Here is a 24,815-nt window from a genome sequence, read left to right on the forward strand (position 1 = left end):
CGGCTACGGTCAAGCCGTTCGCTTTCCAACGGGACAAACAACCCGTCCATCCCCTTAACCTTTTCAGAGCGTAATCATGTTGACCCGCCGCTTTTTCTGCGCCTGCTTCACAGCTGGATTTGCAGCGAGCCTGCTCGCTCCCTCCGCTCACGCCCAAACCAGCGAATGCGCCGTCTTCACGCCGAACCGGCAGAAGCAGCTCAGTCCTGACGACGCGATCGCGCGGCTGACATCTGGCAACGAGCGTTTCGTCAGCGGCAAGAGCATCAATTGCGACCTGCGCCAGCAGGTGAAGGACACCGCCAAGGCACAGGCACCGTTTGCCGCCATCATCGGCTGCATGGATTCGCGCGTGCCGCCTGAACTGGTGTTCGACCAGCGCATCGGCGACGTGTTCTGCGTGCGCATCGCTGGAAATTTCATCAACACCGACATGATCGGCAGCCTGGAATACGCCACCAAAGTCGTCGGCGCGCGCGCGATCGTCGTGCTCGGCCATAGCGACTGCGGTGCGGTCAAAGGCGCGATCGACGACGTCAAGCTCGGCAACCTGACGGCCACGCTCGCACATATCCGCCCGGCCGTCGCGGCGACCAAGGTCCAGGGGCCGGCCAATTCCAGCAACGAGGCGTTCGTCAAGGCCGTCACCGAAGCGAATGCGACGATGAGCGCTGCCGCACTGACGCAGCGAAGCCAGATCCTGAAAGAGCTGGTGGCGGCCAAACAGCTGCGCGTCGTCTCGGCGCTGCATGACATCACCACCGGCCGCGTCAGCTTCCTTTCCTGAGAAGCCGGCCAGCGAAGCCAGTTATCCTGCCTTCGCTTTCTGGCGCAGCCGGACATGCACGGCGCAGGTGCAGCCCGACGGATGCAAGGCGAGATCGGCGGCGAACTCCGCGCGCTCCGCCTGCGCATCGGCCGCCTTCGCCGCCGGTTTGCTCTCCTGCGGCTTGTTGGCATTGGCGGTCGGAATGTAGTTCAGCACCGGCATCAGCCAACGTTCGGTCTCGGCGACACTCCAGCCCTTGCGTGCGGAATAGTCCTCGACCTGATCGCGCTCGATCTTGCCGACGCCGAAATACTCCGCCTCCTCGTGGCTGAAGTAGAGACCCGACACCGACGATCCCGGCCACATGGCGAAGCTCTCGGTCAGCTTCACACCGGCCGTCTTCTCCGCATCGAGCAGGCGGAACAGCGTGCCCTTCTCTGTGTGGTCGGGCTGCGCCGGATAGCCCGGCGCCGGGCGGATACCCTGATACTGCTCGAGGATCAGCTCGTCGTTGCTGTAGCGTTCATCGGGAGCATACCCCCACAATTCCTTGCGCACACGCTGATGCATGCGCTCGGCAAAGGCTTCCGCCAGGCGATCAGCCAGCGCCTTCACCAGAATCGACGAGTAGTCATCGTTCGCATGTTTGAAGCGGTCGGCGATGACATCCTCGCCAATGCCGGCGGTGACGACGAAACCGCCGATGTAATCCGGCACGGCCGTATCCTTCGGCGCGATGAAGTCGGACAGCGCGACGTTATGACGGCCCTGCCGCTTCTCGAGCTGCTGGCGCAGCGTGTGCAGCGTGGCGATCGGTTGGTTTCGTGTCTCGTCGGAATAGACGACGATGTCGTCGCCGACGCTGTTCGCCGGCCAGAAGCCGACGGTCGCGCGCGCCCGGAACCACCTCTCGTCGACGATCTGCTTCAGCATCGCCTGCGCATCCTCGAACAGCGACCGCGCCGCTTCGCCCTGCTTCGGATCGTCCAGAATCGCCGGATAGCGTCCGCTCAGCTCCCAGGTCTGGAAGAACGGCGTCCAGTCGATGTACTCGACCAGCTCTGAGAGGGAGTAATCGTCGAAACTGCGCAGCCCCAGGAACGACGGCTTCTTCGGTTTCGCCTTGCTCCAATCGATCTTCAGAGCGTTGTCGCGCGCCTGCTTCAGCGTCAGCCGTTTCTTGTCAGCCTGCGCCTTCGCATGGGTCGCGGCGATCCTCAGGTACTCGTCGCGCACTTCCGCAGCATAAGACGTCCGCCGTTCCGGTGACAGCAATGACGAGGCAACGCCGACCGCGCGGCTCGCGTCGTTCACATGCACCACCGCACCGCGCTGATAATTCGGGTCGATCTTCACCGCCGTATGCACGCGGCTGGTGGTCGCGCCGCCGATCAGGAGCGGCACGGTGAACTGATTGCGCTCCATCTCGGCCGCCAGATGACACATCTCGTCCAGTGACGGCGTGATCAGACCCGACAGGCCGATGATATCGGCGCCCTCCGCCTTGGCGGTTTCGAGGATCTTCGCCGCGGGCACCATCACGCCGAGGTCGATCACCTCGAAGTTGTTGCACTGAAGCACGACGCCGACGATGTTCTTGCCGATGTCGTGAACGTCGCCCTTCACGGTGGCGAGCACGATCTTGCCGGCGGAGTTGCGGCTGTCACCGCCGCCATTCTTCGCCTTCTCCTCCTCCATGAACGGCAGCAGATAGGCGACCGCCTGCTTCATCACCCGCGCCGACTTCACAACCTGCGGCAGGAACATCTTGCCGGCGCCGAACAGATCGCCGACCACGTTCATGCCGTCCATCAGCGGCCCTTCGATCACCGCCAGCGGCCGATCGGCGGCAAGCCGCGCCTCTTCGGTATCCTGCTCGATGAACTCGGTGATGCCGTGCACCAGCGCATGGCTGAGGCGCTTGTTCACGTCCCAGCCGCGCCAGGCGAGATCGGCCTCCTTGGTCTGCTTCTCCTTGCCGCGGAAGCTTTCGGCGAGCGCCAGCAGCCGCTCCGACGCACCGGGATCGCGGTTAAGCACCACGTCTTCGCATGCCTCACGCAGCTTCGGATCGAGGTCGTCATAGACGGCCATTTGGCCGGCATTAACGATGCCCATGTCCATGCCCGCCTTGATGGCGTGATACAGGAACACCGAGTGCATCGCCTCGCGTACCGGCTCGTTGCCGCGGAACGAAAACGACAGGTTCGAGACACCGCCGGAGATATGACAGTGCGGCAGATTCTGCCTGATCCAGCGCGTCGCCTCGATGAAATCGACGCCGTAGTTGTTGTGCTCCTCGATACCGGTGGCGACCGCGAAGATGTTCGGATCGAAAATGATATCCTCGGGCGGGAAGTTCACCTTGTTGACGAGGATGTCGTAGGCGCGCTTGCAGATTTCGGTCTTGCGCGCAAACGTGTCGGCCTGGCCGACCTCATCGAACGCCATCACCACTACCGCGGCGCCATGGCGGCGCGCAATCGTCGCCTCATGGATGAACTTCTCCTCGCCCTCCTTCATGGAGATCGAGTTGACGATCGGCTTGCCTTGAATGCACTTCAGGCCAGCCTCGATCACATGGAATTTCGAGGAATCAACCATCACCGGCACGCGGGCGATATCCGGCTCGCTGGCGACGAGGTTGAGGAACGTCACCATCGCAGCTTCCGAATCCAGCAGCCCCTCGTCCATGTTGACGTCGATCACCTGCGCGCCGTTCTCCACCTGCTCGCGCGCGACGGCAAGCGCCGCCGTGTAGTCGCCGTTGGTGATCAGTTTGCGGAAGCGGGCCGAGCCGGTGACGTTGGTACGCTCGCCGATATTGACGAATGGAATATCCGGCGTCAGCTCGAACGGCTCCAGCCCCGACAGGCGGAAGCGGCGCGGCACCTCGGCGATCACGCGCGGCTTGTGCGGCGCGACCGCGTTGGCGATGGCCGCGATGTGATCCGGCGTCGTGCCGCAGCAGCCGCCGACGATGTTGACGAGGCCGCTGGAGGCAAATTCGCCGACCAGACCCGCCATATAGTCCGGCGTCTCATCGTAGCCGCCGAACTCGTTCGGCAGACCGGCGTTCGGATAGGCGCAGACCAGGGTATCGGCAACGCGGCCGATATCGGCGATGTGCGCGCGCAGGTCTTCCGCGCCGAGCGCACAGTTGAAGCCGATCGAGAACGGATTGGCGTGGCGCACCGAATTCCAGAACGCCTCCGGCGTCTGGCCCGACAGCAGGCGGCCGGACTTGTCGGTGATGGTGCCGGAGATCATTAGCGGAACTTTGATGCCGCGTTCCTCGCAGATTTCCGAGATCGCGTAGAGCGCTGCCTTCGCGTTCAGCGTGTCGAAAATGGTCTCGACCAGCAGGATGTCGGCACCGCCATCAAGCAGACCTTTCGCCTGCTCACCATAGGCCACGCGCAATTCGTCGAACGTCACCGCACGATAACCGGGATTGGACACGTCCGGCGAGATCGACGCGGTGCGGTTGGTCGGCCCGAGGGCACCGGCGACGAAGCGCGGCTTGCCGTCTTCGGCCGCAACCCGCACGGCAGCCGCCTTGGCAAGCTTCGCGCCTTCGAGATTCAGCTCATAGGCGAGCGACGACAGGTCGTAATCGGCCTGCGCGATCGATGTGGACGAGAAGGTGTTGGTGGCGACGATGTCGGCGCCGGCGCGCAGGTACTGCGCATGAATGTCCTCGATCGCCTTCGGCTGGGTGAGGATCAAAAGGTCGTTATTGCCGCGCAGATCGCGATGGAAATCCTTGAAGCGCTCGCCGCGGAACGCCGCCTCGTCGAACTGCAGGCCCTGGATCATCGTGCCCATGGCGCCGTCGAGCACGAGGATGCGCTCGGCGGCGAGCTTGCGCAGGGTGGCTTCGACGGAAGATATCTTGCTGGTCACTGGCCTATCCATTCACTCGGTCGTCATTCCGGGGCGCGAATGCAATGAGCGAACCCGGAATCCATAACCACCACAGGGAGTATGGATTCCGGGCTTGCACCTTCGGTGCACCCCGGACGACACGTTCAGATTCCTTGTTCGATCGCGTCTCACGCCGCCTTCTGCGCGCTATTGGCGCGGAAGCCGAGCAGATGGCTGATGGCGAAGACGAGATCGGCGCGGTTCATCGTGTAGAAATGGAAATTGTCGACGCCGTGCTTGTTGAGCTTCTGCACCTGGCCCGCGGCAACGGCAGCGGCGATCAGCTTGCGGGTCTCCGGATCGTCATCGAGCCCGTCGAACTTCTCCGACAGCCAAGCCGGCACGCTGGCGCCGGCGCGGGTGGCGAAGTTCTTCGCCAGCTTGAAGTTCTGCACCGGAAGGATACCCGGCACGATCGGGATCGCGATGCCGCGTGCGCGCACGCGATCGACGTAGCGGTTGTAGAGATCGTTGTCGAAGAAGAACTGGGTGATGGCCCGCGCCGCGCCGGCATCGACCTTGGCCTTCAGCACGTCGATGTCGGCATCGAGGCTCGCGCTCTCGGGATGCTTCTCCGGATAGGCCGACACCGAGACTTCGATGTCCGGGTAACGCTTCTTGATGCCTGCGACGAGAGCGGCCGAACTCTGATAGCCGTCCGGATGCGCCTTGTAGGCCGCGCCAATGCCGGCAGACGGATCGCCGCGCAGCGCGACGATATGACGGACGCCGGTCTCGTGATAGCGCGCGACCACCTCATCGATCTCGCCGCGCGAGGCATCGACGCAGGTGAGATGCGCCGCCGGGGTCAGACTGGTCTCCTTCAGGATGCGGGCGATGGTCGCATGTGTCCGCTCGCGCGTGGAACCGCCCGCACCATACGTCACCGATACGAACGAAGGCTCCAGCGGCGCGAGACGCTTGATCGTCTCCCACAGCGTCTGCTCCATCTCCTCGGTCTTCGGAGGAAAGAACTCGAAGGAAATCTTCGGCAGCTTGCGGCCGCCAGCGGCCTGCTGCCCCTGATTCGCGCTATCACTCATCGCCACCACCGCCCGCATCGTCCGGGCCCATCCCGAACGTCTCGCGCTGTCTCGCTCTCTTGGGTTAATTCCACCAACATTAGGGGACAGGATCGGCTCAAGACAGGGGAAAGTTGCAAAATTTCCATGGGAAGTTTCCCATAGACCTCACCATATAGCATAATTTGACTCGAAAATGCCGCTAGTGGGACGAACATGCCGCCTCATCCAAATCAAAAAATGGAAAATATTTTCAAGAAATCAATGCATTAATTGATAATATCAATCTTTGCGACGGAATCGAATGGTGGGAAGTTTTCCCCTTGATCAAGGACTATACGCTCCTTGTCCCACGATCATGCCGATCCTCGAAGCCCAGCAATGTGTTCCGCCACCTTGTCGACGACAGAACGCCCGCTAGCTTTCGCCCATGACCCACCTCTCCGTTCTCGACCTCTCGCTCGTCACCACCGACACCCCGCCCTCGGCGGCGCTGCGCAACAGCATCGACCTCGGGCAGCACGTCGATGCCCTGGGCTATTCGCGTTACTGGACCGCGGAACATCACAACCTCGCCTCGGTGGCGAGCCCGGCACCCGATCTGATGATCGGCCAGGTGGCGGCGGCGACGAAGCGCATCCGGGTCGGCTCAGGCGGCGTGATGCTGCCGAATCACGCCCCGCTGGTGGTGGCCGAGCGCTTCAAGATGCTGGAGGGACTATTCCCAGGCCGCATCGACCTCGGCCTCGGCCGGGCCCCGGGCACCGACCCGGCCACCGCCTACGCGCTGCGAGCCAAGCTCGACGGACGCAACGGCGACGAGTTCCTGGAACGGCTGATGGAACTGATGCTGTGGGAGACGCGCAATTTCCCGGAAGGGCACCCGTTCAACAACGTGGTGGCGATGCCGTCCGATGCACCGCTGCCGCCGATCTGGCTGCTCGGCTCGTCGGATTACTCGGCCGACCTTTCCGCGCAGATCGGCATGGGCTTCGCGTTCGCGCACCACTTCGCCACCTATGACGCCGTCGAGGCCATGACCCACTATCGCGCGCGCTTCAAGCCGTCGCCATCCCGCTCCACGCCTTGGGCTATCCTGGCGGTGGCAGCGATTGCCGCCGAGACGGACGAGGAAGCCGAATATCTGGCGGCCTCCATGGACCTGAACCGGCTGCGGCGGGATCGCGGGCAGTATTTTCCGTTGCCGAGCCCGGAAGAGGCCCTGGCTTATCCTTATACCGAGCAGGATCGCATCAAGCTGGCCCGCGCGCGCAAGCGCCTGTTCGTCGGCAGTGCCGCGACTGTGCGCGAAAAGCTGCAACCGCTGATCGAGGCCTGCCAGGCTGACGAAGTGATGATCACCACCAGCATCTACGATCACGAAAAGCGGAAGCACTCCTACACGCTGCTGGCGGACGCCTTCGGCCTGGAAAAGGCGACGCCCTGACATAATTTCGATCCGCTGAGGGTGCTTAGTCCCTCACGGAGAGCCATCATGCGCACCCGCGACCCCGACATCCTGCTTTTGCCGTTCCTGCTGCCGCTATTCATCGTCGGCTCGATTCCACTGCTGTTGCTGGCCTTTCTCGGCTACGCAGGCCTCGGACTCGCCGGCCTGCTGATGATCCTGGCTGCCCAGCGCGATGAATTCGACGCCACCAGCACCATTGTCCGGCAGACCATCACGCAAGGCGTGCTGAGCGCATCCGACCGCGCCGCGCAGAGCGCCGACGTGCTGACCGCCATCCGCCTCGGCCATGTTCTGGTCGCAGCCGGCATCGCGTCGATCGTCTGCTCGATCGCCGGGCTTTATTTCTCGAGCTGAAATCGTCTGGGGCGGACGAGGTCGGCCGCGCCTGCCTCACCGCATCATTCCGCCGCGAACGTCTCGCGGAAGGGATGCGCCGGATAGACGCCGACGATGCGGAATTCCTTGGAGAAGAACTTCAGCTCCTCCAGCGCGAACGCCAGCCCGCGATCCTCCGGGTGACCATCCACATCGACATAGAACTGGGTGGCGAAGAAATTGCCATCGACCATATAGCTTTCCAGCTTGGTCATGTTGATGCCATTGGTGGCGAAGCCGCCCAGCGCCTTGTACAGCGCCGCCGGCACGTTGCGGACATTGAACACGAATGTCGTCACCACGTGACCGGAGTTCTGCGCCGCCCATTTCGGCTCGCGGGCCAGCACGACGAAGCGCGTGGTGTTGTGCTGCTCGTCCTCGACGTCCTCCGCCAAGATATCGAGGCCGTAAATCTGCGCCGCCAGCCGCGGTGCGATCGCAGCACATGAGCGATCCCCGCGCGCCGCGATGATCCGCGCCGATCCGGCGGTGTCTCCCGCCACGATCGGCCGGATGCCGAGCTTGCGGATGATCCGCCGGCACTGGCCGAGCGCGTGCACGTGGCTCTCGACCGTCTTGATGTCGGTGAGCGCGGTGCCGCGCAGCCCCATCAGCTGATGGCGAATCGGCAGGAACCATTCGCCGATGATGAACAGGCCCGATTGCGGCAGCAGGTGATGAATATCGGCGACACGGCCGGCGACCGAGTTTTCGATCGGGATCATGCCGAGATCGGCCTCACCGGACGAGATCGCCGCCAGCGCATCCTCGAAGGTCGCACATGGCAGCGCCTCCGCATCCGGATAGGCCTCGTCGATGGCGATGTGGGAATTGGCGCCCAATTCGCCCTGGAATGCGATTTTCATAGCCGTGCTCTTACTGCCTTCTGCTCATTCTTCAAGGCGTTTCGCGTCAGGGCTTCATTGCACCCAGCATCCGCCGCGCCGCCTCGAGGTCCTCGGGCGTATCGACCCCGAGCGGTACCGAATCCACCACTGTCACGTCGATCCGCATACCGGCTTCGAGCGCCCGCAACTGCTCCAGCTTCTCGCGATTCTCCAACGGCGACGGCGGCAGCGTCACGAAACGAGCCAGCGCCGCACGCCGGTAGGCGTAGATGCCGATGTGATGATAGCGCGGCCCGTCGCCATAGGGCGCGGTGGCGCGGGTGAAATAGAGCGCGCGCAGGCGCGTGGCAGACAGCGGCGATCCGACCACCTTCACCACGTTGGGATTGGTGTGTTCGTCGTCCCGGCTGATCGGCACGGCCAGGGTGGCGATATCGACCGCAGGATCGTCCAGAACCGTGGCAACCGCGCGGATGTCCGCCGGCGGGATCGTCGGCAGGTCGCCTTGCAGGTTGATGATGGTCTCAACCCTGCCCGCCGGGTCGAGAGTTTGCAGCGCCTCGAAGATTCGGTCCGAGCCGGAGGGATGGTCGGCACGGGTCATGACCGCCTCGCCACCCTGGTCCCGCACCGCCTGGGCGATTTCGGCAGCATCCGTCGCCACCACCACCCGGCCAGCAGCGGCGGCGGCGGCGCGGCGCAACACCTGCACGATCATCGGCAGGCCGGCGATATCCTTCAACGGCTTGCCCGGCAGCCGGGTCGAGGCCATGCGCGCCGGAATCAGGATCAGGGTCGAGGCTGACGACATGGGGCGGGCCTGGATGCAGGCGTGGGTGCAGACATGGATGCAGACATGGGTGCGATGCGCACGCCTCGCCGGTCCGCACCGGGCGGGAAAAGGCAAGACAATACGGGGCCTTGGGGTACGGGATTGTCCCGCGGCGGGGCTGTTTATACGGGTTGCCAGAGCCGAGGCAAACCGTTATTCCCTCGAAACCGCTCTATCCGGGCGGAATGCGGCCTGCCGCCGCTGTGCGCGGCCCATCGAACATCTTTCGGCTCGATTCGAAACCCTGGGACTGCTGGGCAAAATGGACTCCTTCGAACTCAACAAGATTCTCGGCGCATTGCTCGGAACGTGTCTCTTCCTGCTGGTGATGAACATCGCCGCGGGTGCGCTCTTCACCCCGCCGAAGCTGGAGAAGTCCGGCTATAACATCGAGGTGCCGGAAACCCCGGCCGCGGGCGGCCCGGCCGCTCCCGCCGAACCCTCCAAGCCGATCGAAGAGCTGCTGGCCAGCGCCTCGGTCGAGAAGGGCGCGGCTTCAGCCAAGAAGTGCATCTCCTGCCACACCTTCGAGAAGGGCGGCCCGAACAAGGTGGGCCCGAACCTCTATGAGGTGGTCAACCGCGACAAGGGCTCGCATGCCGGCTTCAACTATTCGAACGCCATGAAGGCCAAGGGTGGCAAGTGGACGTTCGACGAGCTGAATCACTTCCTGGCCAACCCGAAGAGCTACATCACCGGAACCAGCATGAGCTTCGCCGGCCTGCCGCGCGACAGCGAGCGCGCAGACGTGATCGACTATCTGCGCACCCTGGCCGATAGCCCTGTTCCGCTGCCGCAGGCCGCAGCGAAATAAGTTCGCGCACTCAACATTAACGCGAATTGAGTTGACGGCCGGGGCTTTCCCCGGCCGTTGTGTTTTCGGCATAAACTCCTGGTGAAACGGGGCGATTGGCCGCAATGGCATGTGAAGGCCGCTTGTAGCCACCTATCAGAAAACCGACATAATCGGCTTGAAGGCTTCACGTTTCCATTTCCCGACAACAATCGAGGATTCAACGTCTTGAGCATCTCCCGGCGACATCTCCTGCAAACGAGTGCGGCCCTTGCGGTGGCACCGCTGGCGAAACTGAGTGGGGGGATTGCGCACGCGCAGACTGCGGAAGGCGGCGTGACATGGCGCCACGCGCTGTCGTTGTTCGACGAGATCAAGTACCCGCCGGGCTTCGAGCGTTTCGACTATGTGAACCCGTCGGCACCGAAGGGCGGCGTCGCACGGCAGATATCGCTCGGCACCTTCGACAATTTCAACGTCGCCGTCGCCGGCGTAAAGGGCTCGATTGCACCCGGCATCGCCCGCATCTACGAAACGCTGATGACGCAGTCGCAGGACGAAATCTCCACCGAATACGGACTGCTGGTGGAAGCAGTCGCCCACCCAGACGATTTTTCCTGGGCGACCTATCGTCTGCGCAAGGAAGCGCGCTGGCATGACGGCAAGCCGGTGTCGGTCGAGGACGTGATCTATTCGTTCGATACACTGAAGAAGCTCAGCCCACGCTATGCCTCCTATTACAATCACGTGACGAAGGCTGAAAAGGTCGGCGACCACGAGGTCCGGTTCGTTTTCGACAGCCCCGGCAACCGCGAACTGCCGGTGATCGTCGGGCAATTGATGGTGCTGCCGAAGCACTGGTGGGAAGGCTCCGACAAGGACGGCCGGAAGCGCGACATCACCGCGACCACGCTGGAGCCGCCGCTCGGCTCCGGCCCTTATCGCGTGAAGGAATTCTCGCCGGGCCGCACTCTCGTCCTCGAACGCGTGAAGGACTATTGGGGCGTGAAGCTTCCGATCAATCTTGGCCAGGACAACTTCGACGAGCTGCGCTACGAATTCTTCCGCGACAACATCGTCGCGCTCGAAGCTTTCAAGGCCGACCAGGCCGACTGGATCATCGAGTCCAGCGCCAAGCAGTGGGCCACCGCCTACGATTTCCCCGCCGTCCGCGAGAAGCGCGTGGTGATCGAGGAGTTTCCGATCCGCTCCTCGGGCCGTATGCAGGCCTTCGTCTTCAACCAGCGGCGCGAGCTGTTCAAAGATGCGCGCTTCCGCCGGGCGTTCAATTACGCCTTCGACTTCGAGGAGATGAACAAGCAGCTGTTCTACGGACAGTACACGCGCATCAACAGCTACTTCGAAGGCACCGAGCTTGCATCATCCGGATTGCCCGAAGGCAAGGAGTTGGAGATCCTCGAGACGGTTCGCGGACAGGTCCCGCCAGAGGTCTTCACCACGGTTTATACCAATCCCGTCAACGGCAATCCGGAGGCCGTGCGGAACAACCGCCGCGAAGCCTTGCGCCTGTTCAAGGAAGCCGGCTTCGAGATCAAGAACCAGCGGCTGGTGGACCCAAGCGGCAAACAGGTCACGGTCGAATTCCTCGGCGATGATCCGAACGACGAACGGCTGTTCCTGTTCTACAAGCCGTCGCTCGAGCGGCTCGGCATCACCGTCAACGTCCGTATCGTCGATAACGTGCAGTATCAGAACCGGCTGCGCAGCTTCGACTACGACATCATCGTCGATCTCTGGCCGCAGTCGCTGTCGCCCGGCAACGAACAGCTCGAATTCTGGGGTTCGAAGGCCGCCGACCGGCCGGGAGCGCAGAACTCGGCCGGCATCAAGAACCCGGCTGTCGATGCACTGATCCAGAAGGTGATCTTCGCCAAGGATCGGGCAACGTTGGTGGCTGCAACCAAAGCACTGGATCGAGTGCTGCTGTGGAATTTCTACGTGGTCCCGCAATACACCTATGGCAAGGCGCGCTACGCCCGCTGGGACCGTTTCAGTCACGCCGAGCCGCTGCCGAAATATGGCGTCTCGGGTCTGCCCTCGTTATGGTGGTGGGATGAGGACAAGGCAGCGAAGACAGGCAAGCGCTCTTGATTGACAAGCACCGGATGCACGCCACGCCACGGCTCCCGATCTCGCGACGGGATGTCCTCGTCCTCGCCGCCGGCGCGACCCTCGCCGGTCCCATCGCAACGGTCACGCTCCAGCACGGCGCCCTGGCGCAGGCCGAGAGTGGGACCGAGCGGCACGGCATCTCCGACTTCGGCGACCTGAAGTATCCCGCCGACTTCAAGCATTTCGACTATGTCAATCCGGATGCGCCGAAGGGCGGCACGTTTTCGCAGATCGGCTCGACCCGCGCCTTCAATCAGAGCTTCTTCACCTTCAACACCCTCAATTCCTTCATCCTGAAGGGCGAGGCCGCGCTGGGGATGGAGCTGACGTTCGCCACCTTAATGGCCCGCGCGCTCGACGAGCCCGACGCGATGTACGGCTTTGCCGCGCGCGCGGTGCGAATCTCGCCGGACGGCCTCACCTACCGCTTCCTGATGCACGACGAAGCGCGCTTTCACGACGGCAGCAGGCTGACCGCCCACGACGTCGCCTTCTCTCTGATGATCCTCAAGGAGAAAGGCCATCCGACCATCACGCAGATGCTGCGCGACATGGCTGGCGTGGAAGCCATCGATGACAAGACCGTGATCGTGCGCTTCGCCGCGGGCCGCGCCCGCGACGTGCCGCAATTCGCGGCGTCGCTGCCGATCTTCTCGCGTGCCTACTACACGGCGAAATCGTTCGAGGATTCCTCGCTCGACGCTCCGCTCGGCTCCGGCGTCTACAAGGTCGGCCGCTTCGAGCCCGGCCGCTTCATCGAATACGAACGCGTGAAGGACTGGTGGGGCGCGACGCTGCCCGTCATGATCGGCCAGTATAATTTCGATGCCGTTCGCTTCGAATACTATCGCGACCGCGACGTCGCCTTCGAAGGCTTCACCGGCAAGAGCTATCTGTTCCGTGAGGAATTCACCTCGCGCATCTGGGCGACACGCTACAACTTCCCCGCCATCCGCGACGGCCGTGTCAAGCGCGAGATCCTGCCTGACGACACGCCCTCCAGCGCGCAAGGCTGGTTCATCAACACCCGGCGCGAGAAATTCAAGAATCCGAAACTGCGCGAAGCCCTGATCGACGCATTCGATTTCGAGTGGACCAACAAGAACCTGATGTACGGGTCCTACGACCGGACGCAGTCGCCCTTCCAGAACTCCGACCTGATGGCAAAGGGGCCGCCATCCGCCGACGAACTCAAGCTGCTCGAACCGTTCCGCGGCAAGGTGCCCGACGAGGTGTTCGGCGAGCCTTACACGCCGCCGGTCACCGACGGTTCCGGTCAGGATCGGGCGCTGCTGCGCCGCGCGGGCCAGCTCCTCAACGAGGCCGGTTACCGCATCAAGGACGGCAAGCGCGTCGGACCGGACGGTGAGCGGCTGACGATCGAATTCCTGCTGGAGGAGCCCACGTTCCAGCCGCATCACATGCCGTTCATCAAGAACCTGGGGCTGCTCGGCATCGACGCCAATCTGCGGTTGATCGATGCGGTGCAGATGCAGAGCCGAAAGAACGACTTCGATTTCGACATCGTCACCGAGCGTTTCGGCTTCTCGGCAACGCCCGGCGATTCGCTGCGGGACTATTTCACATCCCGCTCCGCCGCGACCAAGGGAACGAAGAACCTCTCCGGCATCGCCGATCCGGCCATCGATGCGCTGATCGAGCAGGCGGTGACCGCCAAGGATCGCCCATCGCTGACCACGGCCTGCCGCGCGCTCGACCGGCTGGTCCGCTCCGGGCGCTACTGGGTTCCGCACTGGTACAAGGGCAACCACTGGCTCGCCTATTGGGACATCTACAGCCACCCGGCGGAGAAACCGCGTTACGCTCGCGGCGTTCTTGAAACCTGGTGGTACGACCGCGACAAGGCTCCGAAACTTGACCGGCCGGGCTGAGGCGGCGCTCCGCGGTCCGCGAACGAACGCCAATCCATGGCGCGCGAAACGGGCGCCCGTTTCCACTTTGTTACCATCCTGCTGTAGGATCGCCGACCGATGACAGCCTACATCGCCCGACGATTACTCCTGATGATACCGACCCTGCTCGGCATCATGCTCGTCTCCTTCATCGTCGTGCAGTTCGCACCCGGCGGGCCGGTCGAACGGGTGATCGCGCAGCTCACCGGCTCGGACACCGGCGCAAGCTCTCGCATTTCCGGTTCCTCCGGCGGCGATTTCGCCCGCAACAATCCGACCGCGGCCGCAGACGGCGTCAACGCGAAATATCGCGGCGCGCAGGGGCTCGACCCGGAGTTCATCAAGAGCCTGGAACGACAGTTCGGTTTCGACAAACCGGCGCCCGAGCGTTTCCTGCTGATGCTGTCGAACTATGCGCGCTTCGATTTCGGCAAGAGCTATTTCCGCGATGTCAGCGTCGTGCAGCTCATCAAGGAGAAACTTCCCGTCTCGATGTCGCTCGGCATCTGGATGACGCTGTTGACCTATCTGATCTCGATTCCGCTCGGCATTCGCAAGGCGGTCCGGGACGGCTCCCGTTTCGACGTCTGGACCTCGGGCGTCATCATCATCGGCTTTGCAATTCCCGGCTTCCTGTTCGCGATTCTGCTGATCATCCTGTTCGCCGGCGGCTCGTTCTTCAACATCTTCCCCCTGCGCGGCCTGACGTCGGAAGGATTCTGGCAGATGCCGTGGTACGCACAGATCGCGGACTACTTCTGGCACCTGACGCTGCCGCTGGTGTCGATGGCGCTCGGCGCCTTCGCCACCATGACGCTGCTGACCAAGAACTCATTCCTGGACGAAATCCGCAAGCAGTACGTGATGACCGCGCGCGCCAAGGGCTGCAGCGAGACGCGCGTGCTGTACGGTCACATCTTCCGCAACGCCATGCTGATCGTCATCGCAGGATTCCCCTCCGCCTTCATCCACGCGTTCTTCTCCGGCTCGCTGCTGATCGAAACCATCTTCTCGCTCGACGGCCTCGGCCTGCTTGGCTTTGAAAGTGTCCTGAACCGCGACTATCCGGTGGTGTTCGGCACCTTGTTCATCTTCTCGCTGATCGGCCTTGTCGTGAACCTGATCGCCGATCTCACCTATATGTGGGTCGATCCGCGGATCGATTTCGAGGCGCGCGAGGTCTGATGGCTGCCACCGATCAAGCCACGCGCCAGGCGCGCGTCCAGACGCCGATCGAAACCACGGCCGCGTCTCCGTTGGGCGAAGCGGTTCCGCCCTCGCAGCACAGCGCGCTGCTGTCGCCGCTGAACCGGCGGCGCTGGCAGAACTTCAAGGCGAACCGCCGCGGCTACTGGTCGCTTTGGATCTTCGGCTTCCTGTTCGTCATCTCGTTGTTCGCCGAACTCATCGCCAACGACCGACCGCTGTTCATCAGGTATGACGGCAAGTTCTTCTGGCCGACCTTCATCAGCTATTCGGAAACCACCTTCGGCGGCGACTTCGAAACCGCCGCCGATTATCGCGATCCCTATCTGCAGAAGCTGATCGCAGACAAGGGCGGCACCATCATCTGGCCGCCGATCCGCTATTCCTACAACACCCACAACCTCGATCTGCCGACGCCGGCACCCTCGAAGCCGACATGGCTGCTCACTGAGGAGCAGTGCAAGCCGGTGGTCGAACGCAAGGGACTGACGGGCTGCCGCGATCTCGAATACAACTGGCTCGGCACCGACGATCAGGGACGGGACGTGGTAGCACGGCTGATCTACGGCTTCCGCATCTCGGTGCTGTTCGGGCTGACGCTGACGATCATCTCCTCGATCATCGGCGTTGCCGCCGGCGGTGTGCAGGGATATTTCGGCGGCTGGATCGATCTGACCTTCCAGCGCCTGATCGAAATCTGGACCGCGATCCCCTCGCTTTACCTGCTGCTGATCCTATCCTCGGTGCTGGTGCCGGGCTTCTTCGTCCTGCTCGGAATCCTGCTGCTGTTCTCGTGGGTGTCGCTGGTCGGCCTGGTACGCGCGGAGTTCTTGCGCGGCCGCAACTTCGAATATATCCAGGCAGCGCGCGCACTCGGCGTCTCCAACCGCGTCATCATGTTCCGTCACCTGTTGCCGAACGCCATGGTGGCGACCATGACGTTCCTGCCGTTCATCGTCTCCTCCTCGGTGATGACGCTGACCGCGCTCGATTTTCTCGGCTTCGGCCTGCCGCCCGGCTCACCCTCTCTGGGAGAGATGCTATCGCAAGGCAAAGCCAACGTGCAGGCGCCGTGGCTCGGCTTCACCGGCTTCTTCTCGGTGGCGATCATGCTGTCGCTGCTGATCTTCATCGGCGAAGCCGTGCGCGACGCTTTCGATCCGCGCAAGACGTTCAGGTAAGCCCGATGGACGCAACCGCAAACCCGCTTCTCGATGTCCACGACCTGTCGGTCGCCTTCCGCCAGGGTGAGCGGGATTCCATCGCGGTCGATCGGATCTCGTTCAAGATCGACAAGGGCCAATGCGTGGCACTGGTCGGCGAATCCGGCTCCGGCAAGTCGGTCAGCGCGCTCTCGGTGCTGAAGCTGCTGCCCTACCCGACCGCGCATCACCCGACCGGCCAGATCCGTTTCAAGGGCCGCGAGATCCTGCAGCTCGACGAGCGCGCGCTGCGCGGCCTGCGCGGCAACGACATCTCGATCATCTTCCAGGAGCCGATGACCTCGCTCAATCCGCTGCATACGATCGAGCAGCAGATCGGCGAAATCCTGCAGTTGCACGGCGGCGTGCGCGGACAGGCGGCGAAGGATCGGATCCTGGAACTGCTGACGCAAGTCGGCATCCGCGATCCGGAGCAGCGGCTCGGCTCCTATCCGCACCAGCTTTCCGGCGGACAGCGCCAGCGCGTGATGATTGCCATGGCGCTGGCCAACCAGCCCGACCTGCTAATTGCCGACGAGCCGACTACCGCTCTCGATGTGACCGTGCAGGCGCAAATCCTCGCGCTGCTTGGCGACATCCGTAAGCGGCTCGGCATGAGCCTGTTGTTCATCACTCATGACCTCGGCATCGTCCGCCGCATCGCCGACGTGGTGTGCGTGATGAACAAAGGCAAGATCGTCGAACAGGGACCGGTCGAGCAGGTCTTCACGGCACCACAGCATCCTTACACGCGCGCGCTGCTCGCCGCCGAGCCGAAGCCGGACCCGGCGCCGCCTCGCCCCGACGAACAGGTGGTGATGTCGGCCGACGATTTGAAGGTCTGGTTTCCGATCAAGCGCGGCTTCTTCCGCCGCACGGTCGGTCAGATCAAGGCCGTCGACGGAGTCAGCATCGCCGTGCGCAAGGGCGAAACGCTCGGTGTCGTCGGCGAATCCGGCTCCGGCAAGACCACGCTCGGCCTGGCGCTGCTGCGGTTGATCTCCTCGAACGGCCCGATCGTCTTCCTCGGACGCGACATTCAGGGCCTGCGCTTCAAGGAGATGCTGCCGATCCGCCGCGACATGCAGATCGTTTTCCAGGATCCGTTCGGCTCGCTCAGCCCGCGCATGTCGGTCGGCGACATCATTGCCGAAGGCTTGAGTGTGCATCAGCCGAAGCTCTCCAGCGAGAAGCGCGAACAGCGCGTAATCAAGGCGCTGGACTCGGTCGGCCTTGATCCGGCGACGCGATTCCGCTACCCGCACGAATTCTCCGGCGGCCAACGCCAGCGCATCAGCATTGCCCGTGCCGTGGTGCTGGAGCCGAATTTCATCGTGCTCGACGAGCCAACCAGCGCCCTCGACATGCTGTTCCAGGCGCAGATGGTCGATCTGTTGCGCGACTTGCAGCGCAAGAACGACCTGACCTACGTCTTCATCTCGCATGACCTGCGCGTGGTGGCATCGCTCGCAAGCCACCTGATTGTGATGCGTCACGGCAAGGTGGTCGAGGAAGGCCCCGCCGCCGACATCTTCAGCAACCCGAAGGACGACTACACCCGCGCGCTGTTCGCCGCCGCCTTCCGCATGGAGACGGCGCCAGTCGACATCGTCTCGCAATAGCCTTAGTTGCTGAGGGCTTGATCCACCGGCGGCTGCACAAGCCGTCGGATCGCAACGATATCGGCGCCCGTCGCCGCAAGAATACGCGCGCGCGCCACGGCGATCGGCTCGATCGCCACGCTCATGTGAAAGGCGTTGGCGTGTACGATCGTCGCTGGATCGCGCACGATCGCCACATGGCCCTTCCAGAAGATCAAGTCACCCCGACGCAGATTCTCGGCGTCCGCCGCCGCCAGTGGTTCACCCGCCTGACGCTGCTGCATGTCGCTGTCGCGCGGTGCCGCGACTCCGCAGGCGGCGAGCGATATCTGCACCAATCCCGAGCAATCGATGCCGAAGCTGGTCTTGCCGCCCCAGAGATAGGGCGTACCGACGAAACGCTCGGCGACGCCGACGAAATCGCGCTCGAACGTCGGCAACGTCTCGACGTGCTGCCGCGGCAGGTAATGCCGCTGATTGGTGATCGCAAACGTCCCATCGTCGCCGACGATCTGGACCGCGGCCCCGAGCGGAAGCTGCTCCGCCGGCGGCAGCTTGATCGATGGACCGGGAAACGCGAACGTCCGCAGCGCCGAGACACGGTGAGTCGGCGTGCTGCGCGGGCGCACCAGCGCGGCATCCGGCAGCCAGCCGACATAGCCGTCACCGTCCGCCTGTCCCCACGACCAGCCCTCTTCGTTGCGATCGTAGATCGTTACCCGCTCGCCCTTGAGCAACTCCGTATCCAGCGCGGCATCATGCGACGGCGCGCGCCGCATAGGCGCGACCGGATCGATCACCTCGAACGTTTCGCCGTCGACAAAACGTCCGGCCGCGACCTGACCGCGAAGGTGGCTGGCTGCGATGTCGCCACGCGCAGGCGTCAGGCGCGGATCGGGTTTCACATCAGCCGTTCTCGCCTCAGCCATAGCGCTCGTCCAGAAGCTTGAAAATCGCACGCGCCGCCTGGCATTCACCGCCCTCCGGCCGTCCCGGCTTCGCCGACGGCGTCCAGCCATAGATGTCGACATGCAGCCACGGCGTCGTCGGCTCGACGAAACGGCCGAGGAACAGGGCGCAGGTGATCGAGCCGGCAAAACCACCGGATGGCGCGTTGTTGATATCGGCGACCTTGGAATCGAGCCATGCATCGTAAGGCGCCCACAGCGGCAGCCGCCATAGCGGATCGTGCTCCGACTGCGCACAGCGGGCGACATCGGCCGCCAGCGCATCGTCACGGGTATAAAATGGCGGCAGTTCCGGCCCCAGCGCCACGCGCGCCGCCCCCGTCAGCGTGCCGAGATCGATCAACATATCGGGCTTCTCTTCATCGGCGAGCGCCAGTGCATCCGCCAGCACGAGACGGCCTTCGGCGTCGGTGTTGCCGATCTCGACCGTCTGCCCCTTGCGCGAGGGATAGACGTCGAGCGGCCGGAACGCATTGCCGGCGACCGAATTTTCAACCGCCGGGATCAGCACGCGCAAGCGCAGCTTCAGCTTCGCGTCCATGATCATCTGCCCCAGCGCCAGCACGTTGGCGGCGCCGCCCATGTCCTTCTTCATGATCAGCATGCCGCTCGACGGCTTCAGATCGACCCCGCCGGTGTCGAAGCAGACACCCTTGCCGACCAGCGTCACCTTCGGATGCTTCGCATCTCCCCAGGTGAAGTCGATCAGCCGCGGCGCACGCGTCGAAGCCTTGCCAACCGCATGCACGAGCGGGAAATTCTGCTTCAGCAGATCGTCGCCGACGATGCTGGAGAAGGCCGCGCCATAGCGATCCGCGATCGCCCGCGCTGCCGCCTCGAGTTCCTCCGGACCCATATCGTTGGCCGGCGTGTTGATGAGATCGCGCGCCAGCGTTGCCGCCTCCACCACCCGCGACAGCTCTGCGCCGTCGACGTCATTCGACAGCGCGAGCGTCACCTCCGGCTTATCCGCCTTGCGGTACCGCGCGAAGCGATAGCTACCGAGCGCGAAGGCGAGCACGGCGAGACGCGTATCGTGCGGCGCGTTCGCAAAGCGATAGGTGCCGCGCGGCAGCAAGCCTGGCAATTGACCGGGGCGAAAAGGATCTTTCCAACGACTCGCTGCATCTTCCAGGCCGAACAGCACGCCCTCGATGTCGCCCGTGGACGACGGCATCAGCAAACACTGTCCGGGCTTGGCGGCGAAGCCACTCGATCTGACGAAGGTTCGCGCCGAAGCGTTCAGTCCGCCGACGACGTCATCAAGCGTCGATTTGGTGACAAAGGTGATCGGCGTCGCCTGGGCTGCCGAAGAGACATCGAAGATCGGATGCATGCTGTTTCTATACGAGACCAGAGGGGTTTGCGCCTAGAGCGGGGAACAGAGTACCCGCGGCGGGATACCAAGCAGTTAACCAGACATTAGGGTTAACAGTCTATTGCTCTCACCGTCCGCCTGTGTCCGCGGACGCAGATGAGTCAACGCCCCATGCGCGGTCGATCCCCTATCCGCTTCGTTGCCACCGCAAGCGTTCTGGCGATGGCTGGCCTGAGCGCCGCCGGCTGCTCCAGCCTGGCCCTCAAGGACATCACCGGCTCGACCAGCGCGACGGCATCGGCGCCCGCTCCGCAGTCGGACGCCGACTGGCGCAGGGCGGTCGAGATCTATGGCGAGCGTCACCGCGCCAACCCGAAGGATCCGAACGTCGCCTTGCAGTATGGTCTTGCGCTGCGCGCGACCGGACAGCGCGCGCAGTCCGTCGCCGTCCTGGAACAGGCCGCGATCACCCATTCCGAGAACCGCGCGCTGCTGGCCGCATATGGCCGCGCCTTGGTTGACAACGGCAGCTACCAGCAGGGCTTCGACACGCTGACCCGCGCGCATACGCCCGACAATCCCGATTGGCACATTCTCTCGGTGCAGGGAACTGCGCTGGACCGGCTCGGCCGCCATGAAGACGCTCGGCGCTATTACGCAAATGCTCTGAAGATCAAGCCGGATGAGCCGTCGGTGTTGTCGAATCTCGGCATGTCCTATGTGCTCTCGAAGCAGCTGCCGCAGGCGGAAGACGCGCTTCGCCGGGCGCAGACCGTCGCCAAGGGCGACGCGCGCGTCCGGCAGAACCTGGCGCTGGTCGTCGGCCTGCAAGGGCGTATGGCCGAAGCGGAAACCATCATCACCGCCGGCCTGCCTCCTGACGAAGCCGCCGAAAGCGTCAGCTCTCTGAAAGAAATGCTGCGCGGCAGCCCGGAGCAGCCGCGCAGCCGCAGAGCCGAGGCCGGGCCCGCCTCCCGCACCTGACGGGCGTTATCATCGGCGCCGCCAAGCGCCTTACCAGGTGTTGGCGATGCGAATGCCGGTCGGTCCGAGGATCACGACGAAGAGCACCGGCAGGAAGAACAGCACCATCGGCACCGTCAGCATCGGCGGCAATGCGGCGGCCTTCTTCTCCGCCTCCGTCATGCGCGCATCGCGATTTTCCTGCGCCATGACGCGCAACGTCGCCCCAAGCGGCGTGCCATATCGCTCGGACTGCGCCAGCGCCATGCAGACGGATTTCACGCCGTCGAGGCCGGTGCGCATCTGCAGGTTCTCGTAAGCGATCTTGCGGTCCGACAGATACGACAGCTCGGCCGTCGTCAGGGTGAACTCCTCGGCGAGCGGAACCGATTGCGTGCCGATCTCGCTCGCCACCTTGCGGAAGGCAAGCTCCACCGACATGCCGGATTCCACGCAGATCAGCAACAGATCGAGCGCATCGGGGAACGCACGCTTGATCGAGAGCTGGCGCTTCTTGATCGCATTCTTCAGATAGATCATCGGCGCCTGCATGCCGAGATAGGCCGCGACGATGCAGATCAGCAGCTTGACGCCCAGTCCCTGAGTCATATTCGCGATCAGGAAGACGTAGATGACCGTCGCCAGCAGGGCGACGATCGGCGTCACCAGGCGAAAGAACAGGAACGTGACGTAGGGAGCTTGTCCGCGAAAGCCGGCCTGCAGCAGCTTTTCCCGCGCCGCCTCCTGCGCCAGCCATTTGCCGAGATTGAAGTCCTCGACGACCTTCTGCACGACCTGCTTCGGCGTCTGCCGCAACGAGACCTTCTCAGTGCGGTTCAGGCGATCCCGCTCGCGCTGGCGGAGCCGCTCCCGCTCGTCGGCCACCGCACGCATGCGCTTGCTGAGGCCATCGGTGACGAACAGCGGCGAGATCAGCGTAAAGACGGTCGCCCCCACTGCAATGGCAGCGAAGAACATCGTCATCAGACGCGTATCATGCAGCGTGTCTATCAGAGCATCGATCATCGGCAGCTCAGAAATCGAAGTTGATCATTTTCTTCATGACGAGGACGCCGATCGTCATCCACACGGCACTCGCGGCCAGCATCAGGCGGCCGGGCGACGTCGTCCAAAGGAGCTCGATGTATGACGGATTGGTGATGTAGACGATGCCCATAATGGCTGGCGGCATCGAGCCGATGATGGCGGCCGACGCCTTCGCCTCCATCGACATCGCCTTGATCTTAGCCCGCATCTTCTTGCGATCGCGCAGCACCTTCGACAGATTGCCAAGCGCCTCGGATAGATTGCCGCCGGCCTTCTGCTGGATCGATACGACGATGCCGAAGAAGTTTGCCTCCGGGACCGGCATCCGTTCGTAGAGACGGCTGCAGGCCTCGCCGATCGGCATGCCGATCGCCTGCGTCTCGACGATGGCTGCGAATTCGCTGCGAACCGGCTCCCGCGCGTCCGCGGCAACGACCTTGATGGAATCGAACAGCGGCAGGCCAGCCTTGATGCCGCGCACGATGATATCGACTGCGTCGGGCAGCCCTTCGAGGAACAGCCGCTCGCGGCGATTCTTCAGGTAACCAAGCAACCAGCGCGGAAGCCCGAAACCCGCGGCAAATCCGAAACCAAGAGCCGGCAGAAATCCAGCGCCGAGCAAGAGCGCCAACAGCAGCATCGACACCCCGAAGACCACCGACCCGATGACGAACTGCTGCTTACTCCAGCTCAGCCCGGCCTGCGCGATACGCGTGGCGATCGGAATGTTCTTCGACTGCTTGTGCCGCTCCTCGACCTCCTTGAGTGACTCTTCGACCTGCTGCCGGCGCGATCGCTGCACGCGGTCAGCGCGACGGGCGACCGGCTCGGACTTCGCGAAGGCCGCGCGCCGCTGCTCGGCCTGCCGCTCGCCGGACAGGATCGGATACAGGAACACCCAGGCCAGGCCGCCGATCGCGACCGCCGCCATGAAGGCCACCGAGAACGCTTGCATCGTCATCGCAGGCCCACGCGCTCGCTGGCGGGAAGCTCACCGGCGTCGAGCGCGGCCGCGAGCCGCTTCTCCTCGCCGTAGTAACGCGCCCGCTCCCAAAACCGGGGCCGGCCGATGCCGTTCGAGCGATGTCGTCCCAGGATCTTGCCGCTCGTGTCTTCGCCGAGCAGGTCGTACACGAACAGATCCTGCGTCACGATCGTATCGCCTTCCATCCCCATGACTTCGGTGATGTGGGTGATGCGGCGTGAGCCATCGCGCAGGCGTGAAACCTGGATCACCACGTCGACGGAGGCACAGATCATCTCCCGAATGGTCCGCGACGGCAGCGAATAGCCACCCATCGTGATCATCGATTCGCATCGCGACAGCGCCTCGCGCGGGCTATTGGCGTGCAGCGTGCCCATCGAACCGTCGTGACCGGTGTTCATGGCCTGCAGCAGGTCAAATGCCTCCGGTCCGCGCACTTCGCCGACGATGATCCGTTCAGGGCGCATGCGCAGACAGTTCTTCACCAGATCGCGCATGGTGATCTGGCCTTCGCCCTCGAGATTCGGTGGCCGCGTTTCCAGGCGCACCGTATGCGGTTGCTGCAACTGCAGTTCCGCCGCGTCCTCGCAGGTGATGATGCGCTCGTCCTCATCGATGTAGTTCGTGAGGCAGTTCAGCAGCGTGGTCTTTCCCGAGCCGGTGCCGCCGGAGATCAGAACATTGCAGCGGACCCGGCCGATGATCTTGAGGATCTCGGCGCCCTCGTTGCTGATGGCGCCGAACCTGACGAGTTGATCGAGGGTCAGCTTGTCACGTTTGAACTTGCGGATCGTCAGCACCGGCCCGTCGAGCGCCAACGGCGGCACGATCGCATTGACACGCGAACCATCCGCCAGCCGCGCGTCGCAGATCGGCGAGGATTCATCGACACGCCGGCCGACTTGGCTGACAATCCGCTGGCAGATGTTCAACAGCTGCTGGTTGTCGCGGAAGCGGATGCCTGTCCGCTGGATCTTGCCAGCGACCTCGATGTAGACGGTGTCGGCCCCGTTGACCATGATGTCGGCGATATCGTCGCGCGACAGCAGCGGTTCGAGCGGGCCATAGCCGAGAACGTCATTGCAGATATCGTCGAGCAGCTCTTCCTGCTCGGCGATCGACATGACGATGTTCTTGATCGCGATGATCTCGTTGACGATATCGCGGATTTCCTCCCGCGCGGACTCGCCGTCGAGCTTCGCGAGCTGAGCGAGATCGATCGCCTCGATCAGCGCGCCGAAGACCGTTCCCTTAATCTGGTAGTAGTTCTCGGAGCGGCGCACCTCGCGCTGGGGCGGCGGAGCGGACCGGACAGGCGCGATCGGTGGCGCCGCAATCGGCTCGGTCGGCAGGCGCGCGGGCGCAGGCTCGCTGGCGACCGGCTTGAGCAGCCTGGTTTCCGTTTCCGATGCGCTACGCTTACCGAACACGACGATACTCCA

At 63.5% G+C, this 24,815-nt stretch carries 19 protein-coding genes; 10 read left to right on the plus strand and 9 right to left on the minus strand.

What is annotated here, in order from left to right; translation table 11 throughout:
- Positions 1–76: 76 nt before the first annotated feature.
- Positions 77–787 (plus strand): carbonic anhydrase family protein, encoded by a 711-nt coding sequence (locus X566_RS06445; RefSeq protein ID WP_034464546.1) that lies wholly within the window; start codon positions 77–79, stop codon positions 785–787.
- A gap of 21 nt (positions 788–808) precedes the next feature.
- On the opposite strand, the gene metH is transcribed toward X566_RS06445, so the two are convergent.
- Together metH and metF are read right to left on the minus strand one after the other, a co-directional pair.
- Positions 809–4,675 (minus strand): methionine synthase, encoded by a 3,867-nt coding sequence (gene metH / locus X566_RS06450; RefSeq protein ID WP_034464548.1) that lies wholly within the window; start codon positions 4,673–4,675, stop codon positions 809–811.
- 149 nt (positions 4,676–4,824) lie between these two features.
- Positions 4,825–5,739: a methylenetetrahydrofolate reductase [NAD(P)H] gene (gene metF / locus X566_RS06455; protein WP_034468089.1), complete on the minus strand. Its 915-nt coding sequence runs from the start codon at positions 5,737–5,739 to the stop codon at positions 4,825–4,827.
- 409 nt (positions 5,740–6,148) lie between these two features.
- Here metF and X566_RS06460 point away from each other — a divergent pair, with 409 nt between their 5' ends.
- Both X566_RS06460 and X566_RS06465 read left to right on the plus strand, forming a co-directional pair.
- Positions 6,149–7,165, plus strand: a complete 1,017-nt coding sequence (locus X566_RS06460) for an LLM class flavin-dependent oxidoreductase (RefSeq protein ID WP_034464550.1) — start codon at positions 6,149–6,151, stop codon at positions 7,163–7,165.
- 48 nt (positions 7,166–7,213) lie between these two features.
- On the plus strand, positions 7,214–7,543 hold the full coding sequence (locus tag X566_RS06465) for a hypothetical protein (RefSeq protein ID WP_034464552.1): 330 nt from the start codon (positions 7,214–7,216) through the stop codon (positions 7,541–7,543).
- Between the two features lie 44 nt (positions 7,544–7,587).
- Here X566_RS06465 and X566_RS06470 read toward each other — a convergent pair whose 3' ends face one another.
- Both X566_RS06470 and X566_RS06475 read right to left on the minus strand, forming a co-directional pair.
- Positions 7,588–8,430: a prephenate dehydratase gene (locus tag X566_RS06470; protein ID WP_034464554.1), complete on the minus strand. Its 843-nt coding sequence runs from the start codon at positions 8,428–8,430 to the stop codon at positions 7,588–7,590.
- Between the two features lie 46 nt (positions 8,431–8,476).
- Positions 8,477–9,223, minus strand: a complete 747-nt coding sequence (locus X566_RS06475; RefSeq protein ID WP_034464557.1) for a 3-deoxy-manno-octulosonate cytidylyltransferase — start codon at positions 9,221–9,223, stop codon at positions 8,477–8,479.
- Between the two features lie 283 nt (positions 9,224–9,506).
- Here X566_RS06475 and X566_RS06480 point away from each other — a divergent pair, with 283 nt between their 5' ends.
- From X566_RS06480 to X566_RS06505, 6 genes are all read left to right on the plus strand, one after another.
- The gene (locus X566_RS06480; RefSeq protein WP_034464560.1) at positions 9,507–10,058 is read left to right on the plus strand and encodes a cytochrome c family protein; all 552 of its coding nucleotides are present in this window, start codon (positions 9,507–9,509) and stop codon (positions 10,056–10,058) included.
- Positions 10,059–10,322: 264 nt separating this feature from the next.
- Positions 10,323–12,149, plus strand: coding sequence for an extracellular solute-binding protein (locus X566_RS06485; RefSeq protein WP_244434772.1), 1,827 nt, complete (start codon positions 10,323–10,325; stop codon positions 12,147–12,149).
- A gap of 14 nt (positions 12,150–12,163) precedes the next feature.
- Positions 12,164–14,062, plus strand: a complete 1,899-nt coding sequence (locus tag X566_RS06490) for an extracellular solute-binding protein (protein WP_034468091.1) — start codon at positions 12,164–12,166, stop codon at positions 14,060–14,062.
- Between the two features lie 99 nt (positions 14,063–14,161).
- Positions 14,162–15,268, plus strand: a complete 1,107-nt coding sequence (locus X566_RS06495) for a microcin C ABC transporter permease YejB (protein ID WP_034464565.1) — start codon at positions 14,162–14,164, stop codon at positions 15,266–15,268.
- Entirely contained in the window at positions 15,268–16,470 is a 1,203-nt protein-coding gene (locus X566_RS06500) for an ABC transporter permease (RefSeq protein WP_051443914.1), read from the plus strand. The genes X566_RS06495 and X566_RS06500 overlap by 1 nt, the downstream gene beginning before the upstream one ends.
- A gap of 5 nt (positions 16,471–16,475) precedes the next feature.
- Positions 16,476–18,113, plus strand: a complete 1,638-nt coding sequence (locus X566_RS06505; RefSeq protein ID WP_034464568.1) for an ABC transporter ATP-binding protein — start codon at positions 16,476–16,478, stop codon at positions 18,111–18,113.
- 2 nt (positions 18,114–18,115) lie between these two features.
- On the opposite strand, the gene X566_RS06510 is transcribed toward X566_RS06505, so the two are convergent.
- Together X566_RS06510 and X566_RS06515 are read right to left on the minus strand one after the other, a co-directional pair.
- Positions 18,116–19,021: an NlpC/P60 family protein gene (locus tag X566_RS06510; protein ID WP_034464570.1), complete on the minus strand. Its 906-nt coding sequence runs from the start codon at positions 19,019–19,021 to the stop codon at positions 18,116–18,118.
- Positions 19,014–20,396: a M17 family metallopeptidase gene (locus X566_RS06515; protein WP_034464571.1), complete on the minus strand. Its 1,383-nt coding sequence runs from the start codon at positions 20,394–20,396 to the stop codon at positions 19,014–19,016. The genes X566_RS06510 and X566_RS06515 overlap by 8 nt, the downstream gene beginning before the upstream one ends.
- A 153-nt stretch (positions 20,397–20,549) precedes the next feature.
- Here X566_RS06515 and X566_RS06520 point away from each other — a divergent pair, with 153 nt between their 5' ends.
- Complete coding sequence (locus X566_RS06520; protein ID WP_034464572.1) at positions 20,550–21,362, plus strand: tetratricopeptide repeat protein; 813 nt, start codon at positions 20,550–20,552, stop codon at positions 21,360–21,362.
- A 30-nt stretch (positions 21,363–21,392) separates the two neighbouring features.
- Here the strand turns inward: X566_RS06520 and X566_RS06525 are convergent, their stop codons facing one another.
- The 3 genes from X566_RS06525 to X566_RS06535 are packed head-to-tail and all read right to left on the minus strand — an operon-like array spanning position 21,393 to position 24,803.
- Positions 21,393–22,367 carry a type II secretion system F family protein gene (locus X566_RS06525; RefSeq protein WP_034464574.1) on the minus strand — a complete coding sequence of 325 codons (975 nt, stop codon included), beginning with the start codon at positions 22,365–22,367 and terminating at the stop codon, positions 21,393–21,395.
- A gap of 7 nt (positions 22,368–22,374) precedes the next feature.
- A complete protein-coding gene (locus X566_RS06530; RefSeq protein WP_034464576.1) occupies positions 22,375–23,349 on the minus strand; it encodes a type II secretion system F family protein in 975 nt (324 codons plus the stop codon).
- Positions 23,346–24,803 carry a CpaF family protein gene (locus X566_RS06535; protein WP_034464577.1) on the minus strand — a complete coding sequence of 486 codons (1,458 nt, stop codon included), beginning with the start codon at positions 24,801–24,803 and terminating at the stop codon, positions 23,346–23,348. Before X566_RS06535 ends, X566_RS06530 begins: the two co-directional genes overlap by 4 nt.
- Positions 24,804–24,815: the final 12 nt, after the last annotated feature.

Origin of the sequence: Afipia sp. P52-10 (genome assembly GCF_000516555.1) — a bacterium.
GTDB lineage: Bacteria > Pseudomonadota > Alphaproteobacteria > Rhizobiales > Xanthobacteraceae > P52-10.

Coding starts and splice junctions, on each gene's coding strand:
- X566_RS06445 (WP_034464546.1), top strand. CDS start 77: ATGTTGACCCGCCGCTTTTTCTGCGCCTGCTTCACAGCTGGATTTGCA.
- X566_RS06525 (WP_034464574.1), bottom strand. CDS start 22,367: ATGATCGATGCTCTGATAGACACGCTGCATGATACGCGTCTGATGACG.
- X566_RS06480 (WP_034464560.1), top strand. CDS start 9,507: ATGGACTCCTTCGAACTCAACAAGATTCTCGGCGCATTGCTCGGAACG.
- X566_RS06470 (WP_034464554.1), bottom strand. CDS start 8,430: ATGAAAATCGCATTCCAGGGCGAATTGGGCGCCAATTCCCACATCGCC.
- X566_RS06475 (WP_034464557.1), bottom strand. CDS start 9,223: ATGTCGTCAGCCTCGACCCTGATCCTGATTCCGGCGCGCATGGCCTCG.
- X566_RS06460 (WP_034464550.1), top strand. CDS start 6,149: ATGACCCACCTCTCCGTTCTCGACCTCTCGCTCGTCACCACCGACACC.
- X566_RS06495 (WP_034464565.1), top strand. CDS start 14,162: ATGACAGCCTACATCGCCCGACGATTACTCCTGATGATACCGACCCTG.
- X566_RS06505 (WP_034464568.1), top strand. CDS start 16,476: ATGGACGCAACCGCAAACCCGCTTCTCGATGTCCACGACCTGTCGGTC.
- X566_RS06490 (WP_034468091.1), top strand. CDS start 12,164: ATGCACGCCACGCCACGGCTCCCGATCTCGCGACGGGATGTCCTCGTC.
- X566_RS06465 (WP_034464552.1), top strand. CDS start 7,214: ATGCGCACCCGCGACCCCGACATCCTGCTTTTGCCGTTCCTGCTGCCG.
- X566_RS06500 (WP_051443914.1), top strand. CDS start 15,268: ATGGCTGCCACCGATCAAGCCACGCGCCAGGCGCGCGTCCAGACGCCG.
- X566_RS06515 (WP_034464571.1), bottom strand. CDS start 20,396: ATGCATCCGATCTTCGATGTCTCTTCGGCAGCCCAGGCGACGCCGATC.
- X566_RS06530 (WP_034464576.1), bottom strand. CDS start 23,349: ATGACGATGCAAGCGTTCTCGGTGGCCTTCATGGCGGCGGTCGCGATC.
- X566_RS06510 (WP_034464570.1), bottom strand. CDS start 19,021: ATGGCTGAGGCGAGAACGGCTGATGTGAAACCCGATCCGCGCCTGACG.
- metF (WP_034468089.1), bottom strand. CDS start 5,739: ATGAGTGATAGCGCGAATCAGGGGCAGCAGGCCGCTGGCGGCCGCAAG.
- X566_RS06520 (WP_034464572.1), top strand. CDS start 20,550: ATGCGCGGTCGATCCCCTATCCGCTTCGTTGCCACCGCAAGCGTTCTG.